The organism is Streptomyces sp. NPDC054847 (assembly GCF_053610925.1).
In genome coordinates this window covers 1-17,766 of the sequence record NZ_JBSGZJ010000110.1, presented here as the reverse complement: position 1 = coordinate 17,766, position 17,766 = coordinate 1, and the positions used below count along the sequence as shown (strand labels likewise).

Sequence of the window (17,766 nt, the reverse complement as noted above, 5' to 3'; positions counted from 1 at the left end):
GGGCCCTTCGCCGTGCCCGGGGCTGGATAGGGTGGGATCCATCCCTGTCGGCTTGTGGACCCTGGAGCGGACCATGAACGTTGTGACCCCAGTAGGCGGCGACAGCGTGGCGGCCCACTCCTGGCCGAGCGTGCTGAACGCCCTGCTCGAGAACCGCGACCAGAGCGCGGACGCGACGGCGTGGGCCATGGACCGGATCCTCAGCGGCGAGGCCACCGACGCGCAGATCGCCGGCTTCGCGGTCGCCCTGCGCGCGAAGGGCGAGACCGTGGAGGAGATCACCGGTCTGGTGCGGACGATGTACCGCCACGCCAATCTGATCGAGGTGCCCGGGGGATGTGTCGACATCGTCGGCACCGGCGGCGACGGCGCCAAGACCGTCAACATCTCCACCATGTCGGCGATCGTCGTCGCCGGTACGGGCGCGAAGGTGGTCAAGCACGGCAACCGCGCCGCCTCCTCCGCGAGCGGCGCCTCGGACGTCCTGGAGAAGCTCGGCGTCAATCTGGAGCTGACCCCGCAGCGGGTGGCAGAGGTCGCGGCCGAGGCGGGCATCACCTTCTGCTTCGCCGTGAAGTTCCACCCGGCGCTGCGGCACGTCGCCATGGCGCGCAAGGAGCTGGGCATCCGGACGGTCTTCAACTTCCTCGGCCCGCTCACCAACCCGGCGAAGGTCACCGCCCAGGCGACCGGCGTCGCCGATGCCCGGATGGCGCCGATCATGGCCGGGGTGCTGGCCGAACGCGGCTCGTCCGCGCTGGTCTTCCGCGGCGACGACGGCCTGGACGAACTGACGACCACCTCCACCTCCCATGTCTGGGTGGTGCGGGACGGCGCCGTGCGCGAGGAGACCTTCGACCCGCGGGACATCGGCATCGAGCTGGTCCCGGTCGAGGCGCTGCGCGGGGCGGACGCCTCGTACAACGCCGATGTGGCGCGCCGGCTGCTGGGCGGCGAGACCGGGCCCGTGCGGGACGCCGTGCTGCTCAACTCGGCGGCGGCGCTGGCGGCCCTGGAGCCGACCGACGGCACGCTGAACGAGCAGCTGGCGGCCGGTGTGGCACGGGCGGCCAGGTCGATCGACTCCGGCGCGGCGAGGGCCGCGCTGGAGCGCTGGGTCGAGGCCAGCAACGCCTAGACGGCCCCTGGGCGCGGTCCGGATGGTGGACCGCGCCCTTGCGTCCGCCGCGACGTGTGGCAGGATGCTGGCCAAGGTCATGAGTGACAGCGATTACGGCCCCGGCCCGCTGTCCGGCAACCCTCCGTCCGTGGCGGGGTGCCCCGGGTGAAGACCAGGCCGCAGGCAGCGAGGTCTGTGGCAAGCGCGGACCCCCGCGGCGTCATCGACCGCCGCGTCCCTGGGGTCCTGGTCCTCAAGGGAGCAGTCTCGTGAGCAAGCGAATGCGATAGGGCGTCTGCGCCCCTTCTTCAACACCCTCCGCACGGCGTCGCCGTGTGCCGAGGCGATCCCGTATCCGGGACCTGAAGCCGATTCGCCTTTCTCCCCCTACCTTCGGTGGGGGTACCCCCAGCTGGGAGATACCGCCATGTCCGTGTACCCGAACGCCGCCGAGACCGCTGTCGCCGACGCCGCCGACCCGTCCCTCTGCGCCCCGCTGCCGGTCCTCGGCCGGGACGTCACCGTCCCGCTCGTCACCGGCGGCGAAGTCACCTACGCGGCCCTCGACTACGCCGCGAGCGCCCCGGCGCTGCAGCGGGTGTGGGACGACGTGGCCGCGTACGCCCCGTACTACGGAAGCGTGCACCGGGGTGCCGGGTACCTGTCGCAGCTGTCCACCGACCTGTTCGAGAACAGCCGGGCCGTGGTGCACGAGTTCCTCGGCTGCCGCGACGGCGACCAGGTGGTCTTCACCCGGTCCACGACCGACTCGCTGAACCTGCTGGCCGCCGCGCTGCCCGACGGCTGCGAGGTGTTCGTCTTCGAGACCGAGCACCACGCCTCGCTGCTGCCATGGAGGAATGCCCGGGTGACGTACCTGGACGCGCCCCGCACGCCCGGTGAGGCGGTACGGACGCTGGAGCACGCGCTCGCCCACCGAGACCCCCACGGTCCGGCGCTGGTCTGCGTGACGGGTGCGTCCAACGTGACCGGTGAGCTGTGGCCGGTGCGGGAACTCGCCGCGGCGGCCCACGCGCACGGCGCCCGTATCGTGCTCGACGCGGCCCAGCTCGCGCCCCACCACCCGCTGTCCGTCCAGGAGCTGGACGTCGACTGGGTGGCCTTCTCCGGGCACAAGCTCTACGCGCCGTTCGGCTCCGGTGTGCTCGCCGGCCGGGTGGACTGGCTGCGCGAGGCGGAGCCGTACCTCGCCGGCGGCGGCGCCTCGCGCACCGTCGCACGGCGCGCCGACGGCGGGGTGGAGGTCGAGTGGCACACCACCGCCGCACGGCACGAGGCCGGCTCGCCCAACGTGATCGGCGTCTACTCGATCGCCGCCGCCTGCAAGGCGCTCACGGAGGCCGGTTTCGGCCGGCTGGTCGCCCGCGAGCAGCGCCTGATCGCCAAGGTCCGGGAAGGTCTCGCGGAGGTGCCGGAGGTCCGGGTGCTGTCGCTGTTCGGCGACGACTCCCCCCGCGTCGGTGTCCTCTCCTTCGTGGTGGACGGCTGGAACAGCTCGCACTTCGCCGCGGCGCTGTCCGCCGAGTACGGCATCGGCGTCCGTGACGGACTCTTCTGCGCCCACCCGCTGGTGCGCACCCTGCTGGGCAGCGACCCGCAGGACGTCGGCGACTGCGGCGCCCCGGAGGCCGGGCCGGGGGAGAGGTCGCTCAACGCCATCCGGGTCAGCTTCGGCGCGGGTACCCCCGACGAGCACGTGGAGAGGTTCGTGCGGGCCGTCAAGGAGCTCGTCCGCGACGGCGCGCAGTGGAAGTACCGCACAGAGGACGGGCGTTGCGTGCCCGACCGCGGCTGACTCAGGCCGCGAGCCGGGTGCCCAGCAGCACCATCCTCAGCGCGCGTTCGGCCGCGTCGGCGAGGAACTCGCCGGCCCGGTCCAGCGCTTCCGGCAGCGGAACCGGCGCCGGCACGATCGACCCGTAGGCGTCCACGCCCGCGGCCCTGACCTCGTGCACGCCGTGGCCGAGCGTCCCGGCGAGGGCCAGCACCGGCACCCCGGCGGCCCTGGCCCGGTGTGCCACCTCGGCCGGGATCTTCCCGCGTACGGTCTGGTCGTCGAGCGCCCCCTCCGCCGTGATCACCAGGTCGGCGCGGGCCAGCCTCGCGTCCAGGTCGACATGGTCGAGCAGCACGTCGAAGCGGGGCAGCAGCCGGGCGCCGAGCGCGGCCAGCCCCGCGCCGAGCCCGCCCGACGCGCCCGTGCCGGGAGCGGTCCGCAGGTCGACGGCGGCCGGCAGGGCGGCGGCGAGGTGGACGGCCCAGTGCTCCAGCGCGGCCGAGAGCTCCTCGACCTGCGCCGGGGTCGCGCCCTTTTGCGGGCCGAAGACCCTGGCCACGCCGTGCTCGCCGCACAGCACGTTGAACGGGTTGCAGGCCACCAGGATCCCGGCCGCGGAGATACGGGGGTCGAGGCCGGCGCTGTCGATCCGCGCGAGACGCGTCAACTCCCTTCCTCCCGGCCTCAGCTCGTGCCCCTGCTCGTCCAGGAGCCGTACACCGAGGGCCTGGAGTGCGCCCGCGCCGCCGTCGGAAGTGCCCGAGTCGCCGCAGCCGACCAGGATCCGCCGGGCACCCGTGTCCAGCGCGGCCCGGATCAGCTCACCCACGCCGTACGTGGTGGTGGCGCCCGGGTCCCGGCGGTCCGGCGGCACCAGGGCCAGTCCGGCGACCGCCGCCATCTCGACCACGGCGGTGCCGTCGCCGAGCACGGCGAAGTGGGCCGGTACCGGAGTGCCGAGCGGACCCGTGGCCGGGCGGCGCACCAGCCGGCCGCCCGTCGCCGCCGCCAGCGCCTCGGCCGTGCCCTCACCGCCGTCGACCAGCGGGACGAGGTCGATCTCTGCGTCGGGCGCGACCCTGCGCAGCCCCTCCGCGATCGACTCCGCGGCCTCACGGGCCGTCAGGGACTCCTTGAAACCGCTGGGTGCGACGGCGATACGGATGGCGGTACGGCTCATGGCTGGGTCTCCAGAAGGACGGGCACGCCGAGCAGCGGCCAGACGGTGAGGGCGAAGAGCAGCACGACGGCGGCGCTGAGGGGCGCGAGGAGCCCGGACAGCCGCAGCAGATCGCGCGGGGTGAAGGTGGGCACACCGTCCGGCGGGTCGGCGAAGAGCGTGACCGGCTTGGCGGAAGCGGGCAGCGTGTGGCAGAACCCGGCCGCCGCGGTGGACGCCAGGGCCGCGGCGACCGGGTTGACCCCGGCGGCGACGGCGGCGGCCACCACCAGCGGCACCAGCACGGACGAGCGGGCGGAACGGGACTGGAGCACGAGATGCGCGGCGGTGCTGACCACCACGATCACGGTGAGGAACAGCCACGCCGGTAGGTCCCCGGGCAGCCCGCCCACCAGCCATCCGGCCGCCCCTGACTCGGCCAGCGCCACCCCCATCGCGGTCGTCGCGGCCATGAACAGCAGCAACGGCCAGGGCACCGTCCGCAGCCCGTCCTTCAGCCGCACCGTGCCGAGCGCCGGCGATGCCGCCACCACCGCGCCGATCAGGGCGACCACCGCCGGCGGTACCCCGTGCAGCGGCTCGCTGCACCACAGCGCCACCACCGTGCCCAGCAACAGCAGGCACCGTGTCTCCGCGGTGGTCAGCGGACCGGTCACAGCCGTGGGGGAGTGCTCCTGGAGCAGTGCGGGGGTGATCCTGACGGGCCCCCGGCGCTCCGCACGCGAGGTGGTCGTCAACAGCACGGTCTCCGCCGCCAGATGCGAGGAGACCACTGCCAACGGCAGTCCCAGCAGCAGCCATTCGACGAAGCCGAGCCGCTCGCCGGTCTGCTCCCACAGCACGCTCACCGTGATCAGATGCGCGCCCGCGCCGATGAGGGTGGCGACGGCGGACAGCAGGACCACGGTCGGGAACAGCAGCGCCAGCATCACCACCAGTCGCCTCCGGTCCGCGAGCGCCTTGGCGAGGGCGAGGAACACCGGCATGGCCAGCGCGGCCCGGCCGGACGTGGCCGGCACCGCGAACGCGGTGACCACCAGCGCCGCGGTCGTCAGATGCACCAACTGCCGTACGGTGCGCGCCCCGCCGACGAGGAAGGCGGCCGCCCGGCCGGCCAGCCCTGTCGTGGCGACGGCGGCGGCCAGGACGAACGCGCAGATCAGCAGCCAGACCGTCTCGTCGCCGAGGGTAGCGAAGAGGGTGTCGGCGCTGATGACGCCGGTCGCGGTGAGCGCCAGCCCGGCCCCGAGCGCGACGTAGGTGTCGTCGACGGGTGCGGCGATCCAGGCGCAGGTGGCGAGGGCGAACACGGCGAGCGTGAGCCGTGCTTCACCGTTCAGCGACGGGAAGACGGTGGGGACGGCGAGCAGCGCACAGACACTGAGGGCCGCGCACAGCCAGACCGCCTGGCGGATGGGGAGGGTCACGACGAACAGTCTTGGAGCGCGCCGTGAGCCGCCGATGAGCCGCGGATGAAGGAAAGTTCATCCGCTGACACGCCCTTTGCATGCTTCTACGGCATTCGGTAGCCCATGCCCCGTACCGTCTCAAGCCGTTCGGCGCCGAGCTTCTTGCGCAGCGCCCGCACATAGACGTCCACGATGTTGGAGCCGGGGTCGAAGTCGTAGCCCCATACGTGGGAGAGGATCTGCTCGCGGGACAGCACCTGACCGGGATGGCGCAGGAACAGTTCCAGCAGCACGAACTCACGTGCCGTCAGGTCCACCGTCCGCCCCGACGCGCGCGCCCGCCGGGTCCGCAGGTCGAGGCTGAGGTCGCCGCTGCGCAGGACCGTGACCTCGGGGGCGCGGGCCGCGGTGCGCAGCCTCAGCCGTACCCGCGCCAGCAGCTCCTCGAAGCGGAACGGCTTGGTCATCCAGTCGTCGGCGCCGCCCTCGAGGCCGGCGACCGTGTCCCGTACCGAGTCGCGGGCGGTCAGCACGACCACGGGCAGCGTCACCCGGGACTCCCGCAGCTCGCGCAGCACGGTGAAGCCGTCGCGGCCGGGCAGACCGATGTCCAGCAGCATCAGGTCGAAGCCGCCGGACAGGGCGTGGCCGAGAGCGGTGTCGCCGTCGGCGGCGACCGTGGTGGTGAAGCCGTTGGAGCGCAGCCCCTTCTCGACGAAGGAGGCGATCCGCTCCTCGTCCTCGGCGATCAGAATGCGGTTCACAGCGCGTCCTCCATGACGAGTACGAATGTCGCCCCTCCGCCGTCGGTGCGGCGCAGCTCGACCCGGCCGCCCCGGTGCCCCTCCGCGATGGCGCGGACGATGGACAGGCCCAGCCCCGCGCCGCTGGTGCGGGCGCCGCGCCGGGCGGTGCCGCGCCGGAAGCGCTCGAAGATCACCCCGGCGTCCTGCTCCTGCACACCCGGCCCGCTGTCGGCGACGTACAGCTCCAGCCGGTCTTCGAGCGCGCGGGAGCCGATCCGTATCCGGGCGCCGGGGACGGTGTGCTGCACCGCGTTCTGCGCCAGCTGGACCATGGCCTGGGTGATGCGCTGCGGATCGAGCACCGCCTCGCGGTCCGCGACCTGGTCCAGCACCCAGTCACGCTCGCCCAGCGCCCGCGCCTTCACGAAGACGTCGGCGGTCAGCTCGCCGAGCTGCACCGGCTCGGGACGGATGAAGTCCGGCCGCTCGGCCTTGGCCAGCAGCAGCAGGTCCTCCACGATCCGGCTCATCCGGTCGAGTTCGTCGGTGACCAGGCGGACTGTCTCGCGCTGCTCGGCCGGGTCGTCGCCCATGACCTCCAGATGGCCGCGCACGATGGTGATCGGGGTGCGCAGCTCGTGCCCGGCGTCGTCGACGAACTGCCGCTGCCCCGCGAATGCCCGCTCCAGCCGGTCCAGCATGGCGTTGAACGTCTCGGCGAGCGCGGCGATGTCGTCACGGCCCTGGACCGGGATCCGCTGGGTCAGGTCCTGCTCGGTCAGCTGCTCGGCGGTCGCCCGGACCACTCGTACGGGTGCCAGGATGCGGCCGGCCACCACCCATCCGATGCCGGTCGTCAGCAACAGCGCCACACCGGAGATCACGAGCAGCGTGCGGTACGCGTCGTCGGCGATCGAGCGCTCGCCGTCGGCGTGGAACGCGACGACGAAGGCCGCCGGGTGACCCGGCCGGGCGGAGTCGATGGGCACCTTCGCCCAGCGCACCTCGCCCGCCGGCCGCTCGAGGACGCCGGAGGATGCCTTGGAGTCCAGGATCGCGGAGAGGGAGGTCCGGTCGGGGTGCAGCGCGACGGAGGCCCGGATGTCGCGTGACTGCCGTATGACGTGGAGGCCCTGCCCGGCCGGGCGGGTCAGTCCGAGCAGTTCCTCGTCGGGATCGGAGTACTGGCGCTGGAGGAAGACTCGCAGCAGCTTCTCCGGGTCGGTGAAGGTGCGGCCGGTGTCCGGGTCGACGCCCTGGGGCACGAAGTTCCCGAACTCCTGGGTCTCCTGGGTGAGCAGCTGGTTGATCCGGTGGTCGATGTCCCGCAGCAGCAGTGACCGGGTGGTGGTGGCGACGGCCGCGAGGGCCACCGTCATCATCAGGAGCAGCCAGAGCAGAATGCGGACCCGCGCGGAGATCCGGCGGTCAGTTCTCTTCACCGGTGTCGTCATCATCGTCGTCGTCGGTGGCCGCAGGACCCGGCACGACGGCGTCGCCGGTGGGGCGCGGGCTCGCGGGCGCGCCGCTGGGGCTGCCCGAAGCGCCGGCCGAGGGGGTGCCGCCGGGGGTGGCGGACGGCGCGGGCGAGGCGGGACGCGGCGTCGCGTCCAGCTCGACGGCCGGCGGCACCCGGGGCGTTGCCGGGGCGTCGGTCAGGGCGTAGCTGGTGGCCGCGATACCGAGCGGGATGGCGACGACGGCGGCGAGGGTCGCCATGCGATGGGTGAATGCCATACCGGTCATCCTCGGAGCCTGGCGGAAAGCCCGGATGAGGCGCGGATGAGGATTCCTTCATGAACGGCCCCGATGCGTCGCGGCCGGGTCCGGCCCCAGACGCGCCCCGGCGGGTTCCGTTCCCGGACGGCCCCGGCCCCCGGACCGGTCCTACGCGTCCAGCCCGATGGCGAACGCCGCCTCCAGGTCGTGCTGCGAGTAGGTGCGGAAGGCGACATGCGTGTCGGTCCCCTCGACACCGGGGATCTTGCTGATCCGGCCGGGGATCACGTCCGCCAGGTCGTCGTGCCTGGCCACGCGCACCATGGCGATCAGGTCGTAGGTACCGGTGACGGAGAAGACCTCGCTGACGCTGTCCAGCGCGGCGATCGACTCGGCGATCTCGGGGATGCGGTCCACGCTGGTCTTGATGAGCACGATCGCGGTGATCACGGCTGGCTTTCTCCCTCGGTCGCTGCGGATGCGTTCACTCTAGTCCCACGCCCGTAGCGGCCCCACGCGTAGACGAAGCCCGCCCCGAAGCCGACCAGGTGCGCCAGATACGCGACGCCCGGCCCGCTGCCGGCGCCCCTGGCCGCCAGCCACTGAAGGACGAACCAGAAGATCAGCACCGCCCAGGCGGGGAATCGCAGCGGCAGGAAGAAGAGGAAAGGGAACAGGCTGGTCACCCGCGCCCTCGGGAAGAGGAAGAGGAACGCCCCGAGGACGGCGGAGATCGCCCCGGAGGCCCCCACCAGCGTCTGCTCGGAGTCGGCGTTGACGACCGCGAACGCGAGCAGCGCGAGATATCCGGCCCCGACGTAGAAGAGCACGAACTCCAGCTGCCCCATACGCTCCTCCGCCATGGCGCCGAAGACGAACAGGAAAAGCATGTTCCCCAGCAGGTGCAGCCAACTGCCGTGCACGAAGAGCGCGGTGAGCGGAGTGAGCAGGGCGTCCGGGGAGCCGGCCGTCAGCTCGGCGGGGATCACGCCCCAGCGCTCGAAGTACCCCGCCTGGGCGACGAGCAGCCGGTCACCGAGGCCGTACACGGGGTTGAAGCCGGACACCGGGCTGATGAGGAAGATCGCGCAACAGACCGCGATCAGGCCGTATGTCACCGTCGGCCCCGAGGCCGCGTTCCTGAGCGCTTTCCTGGCCGTGCCCCACCTACTGATCATGGACAGAGCATGGCGTAGCAGGACCGAACGGTACAGAGTGCCTCGCCGCGACATCGGGTACCTGCGAGGCCGTAGGGTTACAGGCAGTACATCCGCAGTTCGACGGCGCACCGCGGTACCGCACCCGCATGAGACAAGAGGACGGCACGATGACGACGGTTCCCTCGCCGACCGCCGAGACCAGGTGGCGCTGCACGCTCTGTGGCAATCTGACGCGCTTCGACGTCACACGCTCGTCGAAGGTCGTCGAGTACGTCCATCTGGACCTGGCGGGTGAGCCGACCGTGGAGGAGCGCGAGGTCGTCAGTGAGACCATCGAGTCGGTCCGATGCCGCTGGTGCAACGCGGTGGACCAGATCGAGCTGGTGGACAGGCCGGGAGCCGGTTCCTGAACGGAGCGGCCCCCATGGGTGGTAGGGGTGACGGATCGTGGAGCAGCCTGAGAACGGCGGCGGGCCGGCCGGTGCGGCCGGTGACGCCGCCGAGGCGCTCGACCGCCCGCTGCCGGAAGGTGTGAGGCGACGGGTCGTCGCCCTCGTCTCCGACGCCTTCGGCGGCCTGACCGTCGCCGAACTGCCCGCCCAGCTCCGGCAGTACGCCCGGTTCACCCCCACCCGGCGCGCCAAGTTCGCCGGGAACGCGATGGCTGCCGCGCTCGAGGGGGACCCCCTCTTCCGCCAGCGCATCGGCGAACGGCTCGGCAAGGCCCAGCCCGAGCTGGTCAAGGCGCTCGAGTCCGGATCGCCGCCCGCCGCCGCGGACCCCGCGGACGTGGCGGCGGCCGCCTATGTGCTGCGTCCCGCCGGCTGGGTCAAGATGGTCGCCGCCGCCGGCGAGGAGGCGCAGCGGGCCGATGCCGAGCGGGCGGACGAGGCCGGGCGGCGCGAGCTGGACCGGCTGCGCGAGGAACTGGCCCAGGCCCGCGACCAGATCAGGTCGGAGACCGAGCGGCTGCGCGCCGAACTCGACAGCGCCCGCAAGGAGAACGAGTCGCTGCACCGCAAGCTGCGCAGCGCCCAGGCCGATCTGAAACGCGGCGAGGCCGCCCTGCGCCACCGGGACGCCGAGATCGACGGTGTCCGGGCCCAGGCCGCGGCCCAGGTGTCGGCCGCCGAGAGCGAGACCCGGCGGCTCAAGGCACGCCTGGCGGAGGCCGAGTCGGCGGTCGAGGCGGGCCGCCGGGCCGCCCGCGAGGGTCGTTCCGTCGAGGACATGCGGCTGCGGCTGCTCCTGGACACGGTGCTCGACGCGGCCCAGGGGTTGCGCCGCGAGCTGGCCCTGCCGCCCGCGGACATGCACCCGGCGGACACGGTGGACGCCGTGGAACCGGGGCGGATGTCGCCCAAGGACATCGCGGCACGGGCACTCTCCGAGACGGATCCCGCCCTCCTCGACCAACTGCTGGCGCTGCCGCAGGCGCATCTCGTCGTCGACGGCTACAACGTCACGAAGACCGGCTATCCGACGATGCCGCTGGAGAAGCAGCGGCTGCGGCTGCTGGGCGGCCTGTCGATGCTCGCGGCCCGGACGGGCGCCGAGATCACCTGCGTGTTCGACGGGGCGGAGCTCGCCGCTCCGGTGCTGCTGGCGCCGCCGCGCGGGGTGCGGGTGCTGTTCTCCAAGGCGGGTGTGACGGCGGACGAACTGATCCGCCAGCTGGTGAGGGCGGAGCCGCCCGGCCGGCCCGTGGTGGTCGTCTCCACCGACCGGGAGGTGGCCGACGGCGTCGCGAAGGCGGGGGCCAGGCCGGTCGCGTCCGCCTTGTTGCTGAAGCGGCTTTCGCGCGTCTCGTAACTCCGGCGGCATATGCCCGATTTCGGGTCTCCGCAGGTGGGACGCTGTGTCAAGTCTCCATTACTACACGTGTGATGAGAGTAAAGAATGGGCTCCCTGGGTAAGATTTTTCCTGTGAGGATTTGAAGTGATCACAGGAAGGTCACTAAGGTCGGGGCTCGAACCTTCGCGCGGTTGATCGCCCATCCGGGGCGACAGCGAAGGAACCGCCGAGTTCGTGCAGTTCGACCCCATTTCCCCCAGGGACCCGATGCGCGGACGCCGGGGATTCGCGTCCCCCCACTGCCCGGTAGGCGGCTCGAGGAAGAAGGAGCTCGCCTTCGTGGCGTCCCACCGTCGTCCCAAGCAGCCGAGCCGCACCCGCGTGACCGTGCTCACCGCGACCGCCGCAGCGGCCGTCGCCCTGACCGCCCAGACCGCCCAGGCCGAGCCGAAGCCGAGCAAGAGCGAGGTCAAGGAAAAGGTCGACAAGCTCTACGAAGAGGCGGAGAAGGCCACCGAGAAGTACAACGGGGCCAAGGAGCAGCAGGAGAAGCTCGACGAGCAGATCGACGCGCTGCAGGACAAGGTCGCCCGCGGGCAGGACGAGCTCAACACCCTGAGGGACAGCCTGGGTTCGGTGGCGAGCGCCCAGTACCGCACCGGTGGCATCGACCCCTCCGTGCAGCTCTTCCTCTCCGGTGACCCGGACACCTACCTCGACAAGGCCTCCGCGCTGGACCAGCTCGGCGCCAAGCAGACCGAGGCGATCCAGGAGATCCAGGCCAAGCAGCGCACCCTCGCGCAGCAGCGCCAGGAGGCCCAGAGCAAGCTCGGCGACCTGGCCGAGACCCGCAAGACGCTCGGCGAGAAGAAGAAGGAGGTTCAGGGCAAGCTCGCGGAAGCGCAGCGGCTGCTGAACTCCCTCACCGCCGCCGAGCGCGCCGCGCTCGCCGCCGACGAGAGCCGCGCGAACCGCGCCAGCGCCCGTGTCGACCTCGGCCCGGCCGTGCCCGCCTCGCAGCGCGCGTCCGCCGCGTTCGCCGCCGCGCAGTCCCAGATAGGGAAGCCGTACGTCTACGGCGCGTCCGGCCCGAACTCCTTCGACTGCTCGGGGCTCACCTCCTGGGCGTTCGCGCAGGCCGGCGTCTCCATCCCGCGCACCTCGCAGGCACAGGCCAACGCCGGCACCCGCATCTACTCGCAGAGCCAGCTCAAGCAGGGCGACCTGGTCATCTTCTACGGCGACCTGCACCACGTCGGCTTCTACGCGGGCAACGGCCAGGTGCTGCACGCTCCGCGGAGCGGCACCAACGTGCGCTACGAGTCGATCAACAACATGCCGTTCCAGTTCGGTGTGCGTATCTGACGCACGGTCGGACGGACTGCCGCCCAGGCAGTCGGACGGATCGTTCGGCGGGTCCTCACACCCGCCCGAACGGGGGAATTCGTCCCCTTCGTACTGACGCGACGCCCCGCCGGTGACCTGTGGTCTCCGGCGGGGCGTCACTCTTTGTGCCCGCCGGGGGCTTTGGTCACCTCGTGTTCACCCGGTTACTCTCTGCCGCGCATCGAACCCGGTTCCCCGGAAGTCCCGGTGGAACCGCTGCGAAAGTCCTGCGGAAGGGAGCGCGGCACGTGGTGTCCCACCGTCGACCCTCACAGCCCGGCCTCACACGGAGTGCCCGGGGCACCGTCCTGTCCGCGGCGGCGGCCACGGCCGCCGCCGCCCTCGGCGCCGGTGCCGCACCGGCCGGTGCCGAGCCGGGAACCGGCGCGGAGGCGACCCGGGCCAGGGTCGACCGGCTCTACGAGGACGCCGAACGGGCCACGGAGCGCTACAACGCCGCGGGCGAGCGGGTCGAGAAGCTCCACGATCAGGTCGAGCACGCGCAGGACAGGGTGGCCCGCAGCCAGGAGCGGATCAACCGGATGCGCGAGGCGCTCGGCTCCGTGGCAGGCGCCCAGTACCGCTCCGGCGGCATCGATCCGGCGCTGGCACTGCTGCTCTCCCAGGACCCGGACGGCTACCTCGAGGCGGCGGCGACGCTGGACCGCGTCTCCGAACGAAACTCCGCCGCGCTGGCCGACCTCCGCCGCGAGCAGCGCGACCTCGGCCAGGAACGCACCGAGGCCGCACGCGACCTCGCCGAACTGGAGCGCAGCAGAAGCGCGGTGGCGCGCCACAAGCGCACGGTGGAACGCAAGCTCGGCGATGCGAGACGTCTGCTGAACGCGCTGCCGGCCGGGGAACGGGAGGCGTACGACAGGTCCTCGCGCTCCGGGCGCGACGACCTGGCGGGCATGGCCGCACTGCCCGGACTCCCGGCCGCCTCCCCGCATGCGGCGGCGGCCATGGCGGCGGCGCGCAGCGCGGTCGGCCGCCCCTATGTGTGGGGCGCCACCGGGCCCACCGGCTTCGACTGCTCGGGCCTTGTGCAGTGGTCCTATGCCCAGGCGGGAGTGGGCCTCCCGCGCACCTCCCAGGCCCAGGCGCACGCGGGCACCCGCGTGCCCCTGTCGGCTGCCAGGCCGGGCGACATCGTCACGTACCGGAGCGACGCGAGCCATGTCGGCATGTATGTGGGGAACGGGCAGGTGGTCCACGCGCCGTATCCCGGCGCGGCGGTGCGGTACGACCCGGTGGGGATGATGCCGGTGTACGCGGTGACGCGGGTGTAGCCCGGCGGGTGGACCGCTGTGGGGGCCGTTCCCCACTCCGCCCCTTGCCGCTGTACCGATGTGCGGCTCGGCCGCGTGGGGGCAGGCCGCGGGACCCCGTACCGCGATCCGCGCGGGGCCCTCGAGCGCCGGGCGGTCTGACATGCCGCTGCGCGGCACCCACCCGCGGGCGCCTCTGGTCTCGCTACGGCCGCAACCTGGCCTGCGGCGGGTGAGGCCTTGCCGTGCGGGCCGGAAATGCCGCTGCGAGGCACCCAGGCACGCCGCGTCCGAGGCGCGGGGTGCCGGGAAGGGCTCAAGTTGCCGGGCAACTTCAGCCTCGCCGGCGTTTGAGGCGCGGGGGCTCGGGGGCAGAGCCCCGGAACACCGGGCGGAGCCCGGTGGCGGTGGTCGAGGGGGCGGCCCTCGGCGGCCCGTTACGTACCATCGCAGGATGGCATCGCACGGGCGCGCGCAGCGCACAGCAGGGACGGCGCTCGCCGTGCTCGTGCTCGTCGGCGGGTGCGGTGGCATCGGGCCGGCGCCCGTGGACCCGGCCGTCAAGGAGATACAACAGGCCCTGGACGTCCGGGCCGCCGCCCTGCTCGGCCACGACCGCGCCGGCTACCTCGCGTCGCTCGAGCCGGGCGCGGCCGCTCTGCGGGCGGCGCAGGGCGAGGAGTTCGACAACCTCGCCGATGTGCCGCTGCACTCGTGGGGGTACCGGGTCAAGGGCGTTCGGCACCGGAGCGGGAAGGCCGTCGCCGACACCGAGCTGCGGTACCGGATAGCCGGCTACGACAGCGCGCCGATGACCGTCTCCCGCACCCTCGAGCTGACCGAGCGCGACGGCCGCTGGTACGTGACCGCCGACCGCGCCGGCACCGGCGCCCCGCAGCAGCTGTGGCAGCAGGGCGATGTGGACGCCGTACGGGGCAGTCACAGCCTCGTCCTCGGCGTCGGGCAGGACGAGAAGCGGCTGCGTGAACTCGCCGCCGCCACCGACCGTGCCGTGCCCGCCGTATCGGGCGCCTGGCCGTCGGAATGGGCCGGTAGGGTCGTGGTGCTCGTACCGGACTCAGTGGAGGCCATGGGCAGGCTGCTGGGCACGCCGGCGGCCGGGTACCGGGGCATCGCGGCCGTGACCACCGGCGAGACGGGCGGCCCGAAGGGCGGCTCGCCCGCGGACCGGGTCGTCGTGAACCCTGAGGCGTACGGGCTGCTCGGCGAGTTCGGGCAGCGGGTCGTGCTCACCCACGAGACCACCCATGTGGCGACCCGGGCGCACACCTCCGCCGCGACACCGATGTGGCTGTCGGAGGGCTTCGCGGACTGGGTCGCGTACCGCGGCACGGGGCGTACCGCCGCGGAGGCCGCCCCCGAGATGCAGGAAGCGGTCCTGGCCGGGGACGTGCCCGCCGCGCTGCCGACCGACCGGGACTTCTCCTTCGGCGGCGACGCGGACGCCCTCGCGCGGGCCTACGAGGGCGGCAGGCTCGCGTGCGAGATGATCGCCGGCCGCTGGGGCGAGGCGAAGCTCACCGCGTTCTACCGGTCCGTCGGTGAGGGGCCGCGGCGGGAGGGCGCGGTCGAGCGGGCACTGGGCGAGGAGCTCGGTACCACGCCGGAGGAGTTCACCGCGATGTGGCGGGACTTCCTGCGCGAGCAACTGGGCTGATCCCGGCCGGCGGCCGCGGCACGGGAACCGTCTGCCGCCACAGCCGGCGGCAGGCGGTGACCGTCGCGGCCACCAGCAGCCCGTTGCGCAGGACGAGCAGCGCGATGCCGGACGGGTCGCTCGCCACGACTTCCGCGAACCAGATGGGGAACTCCAGCACCGTCACGGCGGTGGCCGCCAGCACCAGCCAGGCGGGGAGCGTCATCCGGCTGCCGCGGAACACCAGGCACACGGCGGCCAGGCCGACCAGCCACACCATGTACTGCGGGCTGATCACCCGGCTCGTGGTCGTGAACAGCAGCACCGCCGCGAAGGCGGCGTCGCACGGCGTGGACGGCCCGAACTCCCTCGCCCGCAGCCGCCACAGCACCAGCCAGCAGAGCGCGAGGACGGACAGCCCGAGGGCGGCCGTGCTGACCATCGGGACGTACGGGCCGAGGAACTCGACGGACCCGTAGTTCAGCAGCACCTGCCCCTCCCAGCCGAAGTGCCGGGCGAAGTGGAAGACCAGGGCGCCCAGCGACTCGACCTCCGTACCCCGGTCGCGCTGGAAGGTGAGGAAGGCCAGCCCGCCCGGCATCAACGTGCACAGCAGCACGGTGACCGCCCCGGCCGTGGCCGCCGCGGCGCCCCAGGACCGGACCGTGGTGCGCCCCCGCGGAACACCCAGCAGGAGCAGCACCGGCCACACCTTCAGCACCGCCCCGAACCCCGCCAGCGCCCCCAGGGTCCCCGGCCGGCGCACGCCCGCGAGGAGCGCGGCGACGGCGACGGCCGTGACCATCAGGTCGTAGCGGGCGTACACCGTCGGGCCGAGCAGCGGAACGCCCACGACCCACACCCAGGTGCCCCGCCGCGCGGTCCCCCGTCGCTCCGCGTACCGCAGCAGGAGCAGGACCAGCAGGTCGCACACGAGGACGACGACGAAGAAGGCGGACGTGTAGTCGAGGCCCGGGAGGAGCCCGGGGGAGAGGATCGCGAGCGCGCCGGCGGGCGGGTACTGCCACGTCACGTCGTCGAGCGGGTACGTACCGCTGCTCAGCACCTCGTACCAGCCCCGGTAGATCGCCGAGACGTCGCTGGTGACGTCGGGCCCGGGGAAGACGACGACCTTGAAGACGAACAGCAGCAGCGCGGTCCTGGTGAGCAACCACACCGTGAAGGGGAGGATCGTGCCTCGCGCGAGCGCCGTCGGCATCGTGTCTCTTTCGTCGGTGGAGGAGCCGGGGGACGACTCGGTAGCTGAGACTGCCATCATGCCGTGGCGGTACCCGAACCGGGCGACCGGGCCGTTCGGTACTGTCTGCGACGATGCACAAGACCCTGATCGTGACCAACGACTTCCCGCCCAGGCCCGGCGGCATCCAGGCGTTCCTCCACAACATGGCGCTACGGCTGGACCCCGGACAACTCGTCGTCTACGCCTCCACATGGAAGCGTGGCCGGGAGGGGGCAGAGGCGACCGCGGCGTTCGACGCCGAGCAGCCCTTCACGGTCGTACGCGACCGTACGACGATGCTCCTGCCGACCCCTCGGGTCACCCGCACGGCCGCGCGCCTTCTGCGCGAACACGGCTGCGAGTCCGTGTGGTTCGGCGCTGCCGCCCCGCTCGGACTGATGGCCCCCGCTCTGCGGCGCGCCGGCGCGCGCCGGCTGGTGGCCACCACGCACGGCCACGAGGCGGGATGGGCGCAGTTGCCCGCGTCCCGGCAGCTGCTGCGCCGCATCGGCGAGGGCACGGACACGATCACGTACCTCGGCGAGTACACCCGCTCACGCATCGCCGCGGCGCTGACGCCCGAGGCCGCGGACCGCATGGTCCAGCTGCCGCCCGGCGTCGACGAGAAGACCTTCCACCCCGGCTCCGGCGGCGACCTGGTCCGGCGACGGCTCGGCCTGAGCGACCGGCCCGTGGTGGTGTGCGTCTCACGCCTCGTGCCGCGCAAGGGGCAGGACACGCTGATCCGCGCCATGCCCGCGATCCTCGCGAAGGTGCCGGACGCGGTGCTGCTGATCGTCGGCGGCGGCCCGTACGAGAACGAGCTCCGGGGCCTCGCGGCGGAGACCGGGGTCGAGGGGTCGGTGCGCTTCACGGGCGCCGTGCCCTGGTCCGAACTCCCCGCGCACTACGGCGCGGGCGACGTCTTCGCCATGCCCTGCCGGACCCGCAGGGGCGGTCTGGACGTCGAGGGCCTCGGGATCGTCTACCTGGAGGCGTCGGCGACCGGCCTGCCCGTCGTGGCGGGCGACTCGGGCGGCGCGCCGGACGCCGTGCTCGACGGCGAGACCGGCTGGGTCGTCCGCGGCGGCTCGGCGGAGGAGTCGGCCGAGCGCATCGTGCACCTGCTGGAGGACCCGGAGCTGCGGAAGCGGATGGGGGAGCGGGGGCGGGCCTGGGTCGAGGAGAAGTGGCGTTGGGACCTGCTGGCGGAGCACCTGAAGGCACTGCTCTGAGGGATCCGGCTCCGCCCGGACCCGGTACCGCGCTTCGCACGGCGTCCTGA

General features: G+C 72.8%; 15 protein-coding genes, 1 pseudogene and 1 riboswitch. Of the genes and pseudogenes, 8 read left to right on the top strand and 8 right to left on the bottom strand.

Annotated elements, in window-relative coordinates; genetic code table 11:
• Positions 1 to 73 precede the first annotated feature (73 nt).
• Positions 74 to 1,138 carry an anthranilate phosphoribosyltransferase gene (trpD, locus tag ACWGH4_RS14370; RefSeq protein WP_453460021.1) on the top strand — a complete coding sequence of 355 codons (1,065 nt, stop codon included), beginning with the start codon at positions 74 to 76 and terminating at the stop codon, positions 1,136 to 1,138.
• Between the two features lie 75 nt (positions 1,139 to 1,213).
• Positions 1,214 to 1,331: riboswitch (SAM riboswitch) on the top strand.
• Between the two features lie 216 nt (positions 1,332 to 1,547).
• Positions 1,548 to 2,936 (top strand): aminotransferase class V-fold PLP-dependent enzyme, encoded by a 1,389-nt coding sequence (locus ACWGH4_RS14365; protein WP_453460018.1) that lies wholly within the window; start codon positions 1,548 to 1,550, stop codon positions 2,934 to 2,936.
• Here the strand turns inward: ACWGH4_RS14365 and ACWGH4_RS14360 are convergent.
• The 7 genes and pseudogenes from ACWGH4_RS14360 to ACWGH4_RS14330 form a co-directional block, all read right to left on the bottom strand.
• Positions 2,897 to 4,098: pseudogene (locus ACWGH4_RS14360) on the bottom strand (glycerate kinase family protein); the annotation flags it as partial. The gene ACWGH4_RS14365 and the pseudogene ACWGH4_RS14360 sit on opposite strands and share 40 nt — an antisense overlap.
• A complete protein-coding gene (locus ACWGH4_RS14355) occupies positions 4,095 to 5,525 on the bottom strand; it encodes an SLC13 family permease (protein ID WP_453460015.1) in 1,431 nt (476 codons plus the stop codon). The pseudogene ACWGH4_RS14360 and the gene ACWGH4_RS14355, both read right to left, overlap by 4 nt.
• Positions 5,526 to 5,611: 86 nt before the next feature.
• On the bottom strand, positions 5,612 to 6,271 hold the full coding sequence (locus ACWGH4_RS14350) for a response regulator transcription factor (RefSeq protein ID WP_453460012.1): 660 nt from the start codon (positions 6,269 to 6,271) through the stop codon (positions 5,612 to 5,614).
• Positions 6,268 to 7,710 (bottom strand): ATP-binding protein, encoded by a 1,443-nt coding sequence (locus tag ACWGH4_RS14345; protein ID WP_453460009.1) that lies wholly within the window; start codon positions 7,708 to 7,710, stop codon positions 6,268 to 6,270. The genes ACWGH4_RS14350 and ACWGH4_RS14345 overlap by 4 nt, the downstream gene beginning before the upstream one ends.
• Positions 7,682 to 7,990 carry a small hydrophilic protein gene (locus ACWGH4_RS14340; protein ID WP_453460007.1) on the bottom strand — a complete coding sequence of 103 codons (309 nt, stop codon included), beginning with the start codon at positions 7,988 to 7,990 and terminating at the stop codon, positions 7,682 to 7,684. Before ACWGH4_RS14340 ends, ACWGH4_RS14345 begins: the two co-directional genes overlap by 29 nt.
• 150 nt (positions 7,991 to 8,140) lie before the next feature.
• Positions 8,141 to 8,422, bottom strand: a complete 282-nt coding sequence (locus ACWGH4_RS14335) for an Lrp/AsnC family transcriptional regulator (RefSeq protein ID WP_065488891.1) — start codon at positions 8,420 to 8,422, stop codon at positions 8,141 to 8,143.
• Positions 8,419 to 9,150: a rhomboid family intramembrane serine protease gene (locus tag ACWGH4_RS14330; RefSeq protein ID WP_441264255.1), complete on the bottom strand. Its 732-nt coding sequence runs from the start codon at positions 9,148 to 9,150 to the stop codon at positions 8,419 to 8,421. Before ACWGH4_RS14330 ends, ACWGH4_RS14335 begins: the two co-directional genes overlap by 4 nt.
• Before the next feature lie 149 nt (positions 9,151 to 9,299).
• Here ACWGH4_RS14330 and ACWGH4_RS14325 point away from each other — a divergent pair, with 149 nt between their 5' ends.
• From ACWGH4_RS14325 to ACWGH4_RS14305, 5 genes are all read left to right on the top strand, one after another.
• On the top strand, positions 9,300 to 9,542 hold the full coding sequence (locus ACWGH4_RS14325) for a hypothetical protein (protein ID WP_159695250.1): 243 nt from the start codon (positions 9,300 to 9,302) through the stop codon (positions 9,540 to 9,542).
• Between the two features lie 37 nt (positions 9,543 to 9,579).
• Positions 9,580 to 10,944, top strand: coding sequence for an NYN domain-containing protein (locus tag ACWGH4_RS14320; protein ID WP_453460003.1), 1,365 nt, complete (start codon positions 9,580 to 9,582; stop codon positions 10,942 to 10,944).
• Positions 10,945 to 11,266: 322 nt separating this feature from the next.
• Positions 11,267 to 12,292: an NlpC/P60 family protein gene (locus ACWGH4_RS14315; RefSeq protein WP_453460000.1), complete on the top strand. Its 1,026-nt coding sequence runs from the start codon at positions 11,267 to 11,269 to the stop codon at positions 12,290 to 12,292.
• 269 nt (positions 12,293 to 12,561) lie between these two features.
• Positions 12,562 to 13,605, top strand: a complete 1,044-nt coding sequence (locus ACWGH4_RS14310) for an NlpC/P60 family protein (RefSeq protein ID WP_453459997.1) — start codon at positions 12,562 to 12,564, stop codon at positions 13,603 to 13,605.
• 433 nt (positions 13,606 to 14,038) lie between these two features.
• Positions 14,039 to 15,262: a hypothetical protein gene (locus tag ACWGH4_RS14305; protein ID WP_453459994.1), complete on the top strand. Its 1,224-nt coding sequence runs from the start codon at positions 14,039 to 14,041 to the stop codon at positions 15,260 to 15,262.
• Here the strand turns inward: ACWGH4_RS14305 and ACWGH4_RS14300 are convergent.
• Positions 15,219 to 16,460 (bottom strand): glycosyltransferase 87 family protein, encoded by a 1,242-nt coding sequence (locus ACWGH4_RS14300; protein ID WP_453459991.1) that lies wholly within the window; start codon positions 16,458 to 16,460, stop codon positions 15,219 to 15,221. The two genes, ACWGH4_RS14305 and ACWGH4_RS14300, sit on opposite strands and share 44 nt — an antisense overlap.
• Before the next feature lie 113 nt (positions 16,461 to 16,573).
• Between ACWGH4_RS14300 and ACWGH4_RS14295 the strand changes: the two genes are divergently transcribed.
• Complete coding sequence (locus ACWGH4_RS14295; protein WP_453459988.1) at positions 16,574 to 17,716, top strand: glycosyltransferase family 4 protein; 1,143 nt, start codon at positions 16,574 to 16,576, stop codon at positions 17,714 to 17,716.
• Positions 17,717 to 17,766: the final 50 nt, after the last annotated feature.